Origin of the sequence: Sphingorhabdus sp., from assembly GCF_044357595.1 — a bacterium.
Lineage (GTDB): Bacteria > Pseudomonadota > Alphaproteobacteria > Sphingomonadales > Sphingomonadaceae > Sphingorhabdus_B.
The window spans coordinates 1-3,385 of record NZ_JBIKPH010000188.1; the positions used below are offsets into that span (position 1 = coordinate 1).

Below are 3,385 nucleotides of genomic sequence, written 5' to 3' on the forward strand. Positions count from 1 at the left end.
ATGCGCAAAGGATGTTGACCGCATGCCCGCCGAAGATATGCGAACCACAATCGCTGATTTTTTGGTGCCGCTGGTGAAGCTTGATCCATTTCAGGTCAGCAGTGTGCTAAAGGTCGAACTGGCGCTTCGCTCCGTCGTTGAAGCTGGGCATCTGCCAGCGGCAAGATCCCCTGCCATTGCAATTGAGAGGGTAGAATCTTGAAGCAAAAAAAATCTTCTGAACCCCAGAAAATCTTGTTGGTCACGGGTGTGTCCGGCGCGGGGAAGACGACCGTGCTTAAAACACTGGAAGATTTGGGTTGGGAAACAGTCGACAATTTCCCGATTAAACTCGCGGGACAGTTGCTCAAAATACCAGCATCGGGTGGCGAAGATGGTCCAAATACCCCTCTGGCGCTTGGATTTGATAGCCGTACCCGCGGTTTTGATGCTGGAGCATTAATTGAGCAAATCAAGGCGCTGCAGACCCAGCCCAATCTAGAAATTATGACTTTATTTCTTGACTGTGCTGGCGTGGAAATCGAACGCCGTTATGCTGAGACCCGTCGCCGCCACCCTATGGCGCAGGACCGGCCGGCGATGGACGGCGTTGCGATTGACCGCCATTTGATGGAACCATTTCGCCGCTGGGCGGAAACGGTCGTCGATACCAGCAAGCTATCAGCGTATGATTTGCAGCAGGTCATCCGCGAGCGCTTCACAAGCGCAACGACTCCACATTCGACCATCACGGTCACGAGTTTTGGTTTTTCCCGCGGGGTGCCGCACAACGCAGATCTTGTCTTTGACCTCCGGTTTCTGCGTAACCCCCATTGGGACAGCGAACTGCGCCCAATGACGGGCATGGATGCAAGCGTTGCAGAATATGTTGCGGCGGACCCCAAATATGACGAAGCCTTGCAGAAGATCCGCGACTTGCTCCGCTTCCTGCTGCCGCTCTACGACGCACAGGGTAAGGCGTATATAAACATCGCATTTGGGTGCACCGGCGGACGTCACCGATCCGTGCATGTGGCCGAAACGTTTGGCAATTGGTTACGCGAAGACGGGTTCGCTCTTACGGTGTCGCATCGCAATCTGACGTCAAGACCGATTGACGCGCTTGAGGAGCCTGCTAACGGCGCAAACAGGATTACGGCGCTACAGGGCAGTCAAAGCACATGATCGGTTTAATTTTAGTCACACATGGTAAGCTCGCGAGCGAATTTCTTGTCGCCCTTGAACATGTTGTAGGGCCACAAAAGGACGTTGCGACCATCTGCATCGGACCGCATGACGACATGGAAGCGCGTCGCAACGAAATCGCGGCCGCGATCAAGACTGTCGATACTGGCAAGGGCGTGATTATCTTATCTGACCTATTTGGCGGCACGCCATCTAACCTCGCAATCTCATTACTCGACAGCGGCCGTGTCGAGGTTATCGCGGGCGTGAACCTTCCAATGCTCATCCGGCTAGACAGCGCTCGCAAAAGTCTGGACGTAAAAGAGGCTGTAGCGGCCGCGCGCGAAGCCGGCCGCAAATATATCAGCGTTGCCTCGGAAGTGCTTGAGGCATCGAGGTGACCCGCCTCAGCAGGACAGTAACGATCGTCAACCAAAAAGGCCTGCACGCCCGCGCCAGTGCCAAATTCGTCACATTCGTTAGCCGCCTGCCTGAAGGAATTAAGGTCGAAGTCGAAAAGGACGGTCAGTTTGTTACGGGCACGTCAATCATGGGCCTGATGATGCTCGGCGCAGCACAGGGCAGCGAAATCATCATCCACGTTGAAGGTGAACAGGCGGAGCTCGCCAATGAAAAGCTTGTTGGTCTGGTTGTTGACGGTTTTGGCGAAGATTGATGCGCCGGGAGATCACCGGGTTTTCAAATCCGCTGCTGAAGGAAATCCGCGGGCTGCGTGAGAAAAAATTGCGCAAGCGCGCAGGGCTTTTCCTTGCCGAAGGGCTGCGGATCATGACTGAGGCGCGGGAGGCAGGTTTTCTCCCCGAAATGCTGTTTCGTGTCAAAGACCGGCCGTTACATGACCTTGAAGTTACGCTGGAGGTAGAGGTGCTGGCGAACGGCGGCGACGTCATCGAAACGAGCGCTGACATCATGGCCAAGCTGTCGGGCAAGGACAACGCACAGGCCGTGGTCGGCGTCTATCGCGACCATGGAACCGCCTTGGGGGATGTAGACCGCAGCACCGCGCCCATATGGCTCGTCGCCCAATCGATGCGCGACCCCGGCAATCTGGGCACGATGTTGCGCACCGGTGACGCCGTCGGCGCCGGTGGTCTTATTCTGATAGATGATTGCACCGATCCTTTTTCCGTCGAGTCTGTCCGGGCAAGCATGGGCGCGATCTTCACCCAAAAGATTGTGCAGTGCCGGTGGGAGGAATTCACCGCTTGGTTGCGCAGTGGCCCAGGCCAATTGGTTGGCACCAGCCTGCAAACCGATACCGATTACCAAGCCGCTCGCTACAGCGCGCCGTGCTTTATCTTGACGGGGAATGAGGCGCAGGGCCTGCCCGACGACTATGAAAGCCAGTGTGACCTGCGCGTCAAAATGCCGATGCAAGGCAAAGCAGACAGCTTAAATGCAGCTGTGGCGACCGCAGTGATGGCCTATGAGGTTTTGAACCAGTTTCGACATTCGAACGCAGGATAATTGCAACCGCAACGCCAATTCTTATGCTGGGCCTTCGCGCTGATCGGCGATCGGCGTCGCCGTTTCACCTTCGCCATAACGCGGCAGCGCCTCAACCAATGGAACCTCTTCCAAATCGCGCTTGCCGGTTTCGATATTCAGGTCCGCAAATTTCCGGCCCGTCGATATGACATTGCGTTCGAAGCTGCCGACGAATTTGTTATAGTTGTTCACCGCAGACGAAAGCCCGCTACCGACTGATTTAAGATGCTGCGCCGCAACGGCAATCCGGTCGTACATTTCCTTACCCAGCGCGCCAATTTGCTTGGCTTCGCGCGCAAGCCCTTCTTGGCGCCATACGCTGGCAACGGTTCGCGCAATCGCCACAAGGTTGGTTGGCGTGGCCAAAAGGACCTTTTTATCGAATGCAAAGTCCCACAATTGCGGTTCATGCTCAAGCGCCGCCGCGAGGAAATGCTCACCGGGGACAAACATGATCACATAATCCGGGGCCTCGGAAAACTGGTCCCAATAGGCCTTGCGCGACAAGCCCTCGATATGGTTTTTCATCGACTGCGTATGGCGCGTCATAGCAACGGCACGTACATCATCATCGACGGAGTCAAACGCGTCCTGATAATCGTTTAACGATACTTTGGCATCGATGACCAAGGTACGCCCGCCGGGCACATGGATGACCGCATCGGGCCGCAGACGCAGACCGTCACCCACATCAATGCTTGTTTCCAAATCG

General features: G+C 55.8%; 5 protein-coding genes and 1 pseudogene. 5 read left to right on the forward strand and 1 reads right to left on the reverse strand.

Annotated elements, in window-relative coordinates:
• The 5 genes and pseudogenes from ACIQ2T_RS12700 to ACIQ2T_RS12720 all read left to right on the forward strand — a co-directional run.
• Positions 1 to 202 (forward strand): annotated as a pseudogene (locus tag ACIQ2T_RS12700) (hypothetical protein); the annotation flags it as partial.
• Positions 199 to 1,164: an RNase adapter RapZ gene (rapZ, locus tag ACIQ2T_RS12705; RefSeq protein WP_397591125.1), complete on the forward strand. Its 966-nt coding sequence runs from the start codon at positions 199 to 201 to the stop codon at positions 1,162 to 1,164. The pseudogene ACIQ2T_RS12700 and the gene rapZ, both read left to right, overlap by 4 nt.
• Complete coding sequence (locus ACIQ2T_RS12710; RefSeq protein ID WP_397591126.1) at positions 1,161 to 1,565, forward strand: PTS sugar transporter subunit IIA; 405 nt, start codon at positions 1,161 to 1,163, stop codon at positions 1,563 to 1,565. Before rapZ ends, ACIQ2T_RS12710 begins: the two co-directional genes overlap by 4 nt.
• Complete coding sequence (locus ACIQ2T_RS12715) at positions 1,562 to 1,840, forward strand: HPr family phosphocarrier protein (RefSeq protein ID WP_397591127.1); 279 nt, start codon at positions 1,562 to 1,564, stop codon at positions 1,838 to 1,840. The genes ACIQ2T_RS12710 and ACIQ2T_RS12715 overlap by 4 nt, the downstream gene beginning before the upstream one ends.
• The gene (locus tag ACIQ2T_RS12720) at positions 1,840 to 2,652 is read left to right on the forward strand and encodes a TrmH family RNA methyltransferase (RefSeq protein WP_397591128.1); all 813 of its coding nucleotides are present in this window, start codon (positions 1,840 to 1,842) and stop codon (positions 2,650 to 2,652) included. Before ACIQ2T_RS12715 ends, ACIQ2T_RS12720 begins: the two co-directional genes overlap by 1 nt.
• 21 nt (positions 2,653 to 2,673) lie before the next feature.
• On the opposite strand, the gene ACIQ2T_RS12725 is transcribed toward ACIQ2T_RS12720, so the two are convergent.
• Positions 2,674 to 3,385: DNA recombination protein RmuC (locus tag ACIQ2T_RS12725; protein ID WP_397591129.1), on the reverse strand; the 712-nt coding region annotated here is incomplete at its 5' end.